Raw genomic sequence first — 3,724 nt, forward strand, 5'->3', positions numbered from 1 at the left:
GCTTATATGTAACAAATTATATCAAATATTTATTAGACAAAGCTGACTTTACATTCAACTGAGTCCCGAAATCCTTAAAGCTTTGCTTTCTAGAATTTCGTGGATCCTCGAGAAACAAGGAAATCAAGATTTCTGGTTTCTCGGGACTATTCCCGCTTATATGTAACAAATTACATCAAATATTTATTAGACAAAGCTGACTTTACATTCAACTGAGTCCCGAAATCCTTAAAGCTTTGCTTTTTAGAATTTCGTGGATCCTCGAGAAACAAGGAAATCAAGATTTCTGGTTTCTCGGGACTATTCCCGCTTATATGTAACAAATTATATCAAATATTTATTAGACAAAGCTGACTTTACATTCAACTGAGTCCCGAAATCCTTAAAGCTTTGCTTTCTAGAATTTCGTGGATCCTCGAGAAACAAGGAAATCAAAGATTTCTGGTTTCTCGGGACTATTCCCGCTAGCACAGAAAACTCCTGTTTTATAAGACTAATCAAAGCTCATATATCCAAAAAGTTTCACCAGAATTTCCCCAAAACAGGGGATGAATGGTAGCAAAGATTATACCAAGCTGATAATCTATTAACAACATTTATTAATGATTTTATTAGATTAAACTAGTGTTATGGCAAAAGTTTTGTGCTTTAACTCATTCCATTTATAAACACATCTACAAACTCAACTATTTTAGCAATAATTCTTTCTGTTATAGGTCGTCTTTCAAGTAACTTAGGTTTATGCTCAAGCATCTTAACAATGTCATCACTTAAAGGTTTTCTTTGGGTGAAAATAAAATTTTCTATAACAGTATTTAAACTTGCCTTACTAAGTTTTTCTTCATCACACATTTTATCAAGTGCTTTTTGTTGTTCTTCATTCCAATATCGTTCGAATTCATCAGCCATTTCACTGGTATCATGAATGTGTGCCAAGTTCTCATTAATAAATTTCTCTATTAACTCTCTCTTACTTCTCAGTGAAAACTCACTATCCATTAACTCCAAAATAGCTTTCTTTTGTTGTTCTTGCTCTGAATAATTAGTTGCCTTTAACTTAGTTAATAAAGTAAGTATGTAAACAACATTTATCTCGTCTCTATGCAGTAGTTCTAACTCAAAATCTACATCATTAAGTATTGATACTTTTTCTTTCTGATTATTTGTTCTTACTTTGTCATATAGGTCAAAATACTTGCTTTTATAATCTTCAAATAGCTGTTCATTCATAGCTAAGTCTGAAAACTTAAACTCAGTAAATGACTTGAGCACATTGAGTAGTCTCATCAGTTCTCTAAATGCTTTAATAAAATTAAGTTCATCATCTTCACTCTGCAAATTATTAACACTGTTTACTGTTGGTGTTATCTTTAATAGTTCTATAAATTCAGCATTATATTTTTTAACATACTCATCATATGACCCTACAAGAATCTTTTCTTTTGCATCTTTATTTGCAAAAAGTGCGATTGCCTCATCCGTTGCTTTTTTTAAGTTTCTAAAACAAACTATGTTTCCTTGAGACTTTTGTTCATTTATCACCCTATTTGTTCTGGAATAAGCCTGTATTAATCCGTGATACTTTAAGTTTTTATCTACAAATAATGTATTAACTTTTTTAGCATCAAACCCTGTAAGATACATATTTACTACAAGTAGAATATCCACTCTATCTTTACTATCAAACCCTACCTTCTCATAATCCTTAATTCGTTTAGCTATGTCTTTGTAATAGTTGTAAAAAGACTGACTATCCCTAGTTGAAAACTTGGTGTTGTACATTTTATTGTAATCATCAATAAATCCATCTAACTTCTCTCTACTATGACTATTGATTGAAGTGATTTTTTCATCCAAATCAAGGTCATCAGGGATAAATCCATTAGCATCTTTATCATCTTCATTAGCTGTATAACTAAAAATTGTAGCTATCTTTAAATTGTGCTTGCCTTCAGCCTGCCGTTTTTTAAATAATTCATAGTACTTAATTAGAGCATCAATGCTGTTAACGCAAAACATGGCAGTGTATTCTTTATTGTGAGTCTTTCTGTTATGGTTAGCGACAATATAATCAACTATCTTTTCAAGTCTTTGTGATGACTCAATCAGCTCCTTGGTGTCGATTGCCTCAACTTCTATATCTAGCTCACAGCCTTCTTTTTCCTTATATCTGCCAATATACTCTATAGAAAACTTAAGGACATTTTCATCTCTGATAGCATCGGTAATAACATATTTGTGTAAACATTCTTCAAACAGTTCTTGTGTAGTTCTTTTTCCTAGTTCATTTCTAACTGCATTATCAGCAAAAATAGGTGTTCCAGTAAATCCAAACATCTGACTAGCAGTAAAGAATGCATTTATTCTTTTATGAGTTTCTCCAAATTGACTTCTGTGGCATTCATCAAAAATGAATATAATTCTTTCATTTTGTAATTTCTCCATTTGTTTTAAAAAATGTTGCTTACTAATAGCTGTATTTAACTTTTGAATAGTAGTAACTATCAGTTTTGTGCTTATACGTTTACCTGCTTTATTTTTGTAAGTATCTGTAAATTGTTCTACTAAATTTTTTGTATTATCCGTTGCATCCACACTACCTTCTAAAAAACTGTTAAATTCCTGAATTGTTTGATAGTCTAAATCTTTTCTATCAACAACAAATACAACCTTATGTACTTTGGGGAATTGGATGAGTGTTTGACTAGCTTTGAAAGATGTTAGCGTCTTGCCAGAGCCAGTTGTATGCCAAATATAGCCGTTTTTGTGACTATTCTTAACTCTTTCTATAATGGCTTCAACTGCATAGTATTGATAAGGGCGTAATACCATTAAGATTTTTTGAGTTTCATTGATAACTAAATATTTGGTAATCATTTTGGCAATGTGACAAGTTTCTAGAAATTCTTTAGCAAACCCTTCTAGTTCTGTTATTTTACTGTTTTTTACATCAGCCCAATAGAAAGTTTGCTTAAAAGACTGATTCCTATTATTTGCAAAGTATTTGGTATTTACTCCATTACTAATAACAAACATCTGCACATACTGAAAAAGCCCATTAGATGCCCAAAATGAATGTCTCTGATAACGATTTATCTGATTGAATGCTTCTTTTAGTTCTAGCCCTCTTCTCTTTAGTTCTATTTGCACAAGAGGTAGTCCGTTTATTAATATTGTTACGTCATAACGGTTCTTGTAACTACCTTCTATAGAAATCTGATTAGTAACTTGAAATAAATTTTGGCACCAATGGTCTTGGTTAATAAAGTCTATATAAATGCTGTCTCCATTATCCTTGGTAAGTTGCATCCTATCTCTAAGAATCTTAGCTCTTTCAAATACATTACCCTTGTTTAAATAATTAAGAATCTTTTGAAATTCGTTTTCAGTAAAAGTATTATTGTTATGCTTTTCTAACTGTTGCTTCAGGTTTGATAATAGGTCTTTCTCATCATCAATTTTCACAAAGCTATATTCAAGCTCTATTAATTGTTTAACCAGTTTATCTTCTAATACTTGTTCTGCTTGTTTAGTCATTGATTATTCCTAGTCGTTTCGAGAGCCTCAACGACCTTGCTCTCGGTTATTAAATTTACAGATGGTTCAATATGAATCTTAGAATCTAAATTAATTTTATCTCGATAAGCTGTAGAGAATGCTGGTAATTTATCATAACATTTTTCAATTAACATTTTTTTCTTTTTACGACTCCACCCTTGCACCT

General features: G+C 31.3%; 2 protein-coding genes. Both read right to left on the reverse strand.

The window, feature by feature from the left end:
• Positions 1–648 precede the first annotated feature (648 nt).
• The gene (locus PHF25_09085; protein ID MDD4528162.1) at positions 649–3,537 is read right to left on the reverse strand and encodes a type I restriction endonuclease subunit R; all 2,889 of its coding nucleotides are present in this window, start codon (positions 3,535–3,537) and stop codon (positions 649–651) included.
• The coding region (locus PHF25_09090; GenBank protein MDD4528163.1) for a hypothetical protein at positions 3,534–3,724 on the reverse strand (191 nt) is incomplete at its 5' end. The genes PHF25_09090 and PHF25_09085, both read right to left, overlap by 4 nt.

This window comes from Candidatus Margulisiibacteriota bacterium (genome assembly GCA_028706105.1).
Taxonomy (GTDB): Bacteria; Margulisbacteria; Riflemargulisbacteria; order GWF2-35-9; family DYQY01; genus DYQY01.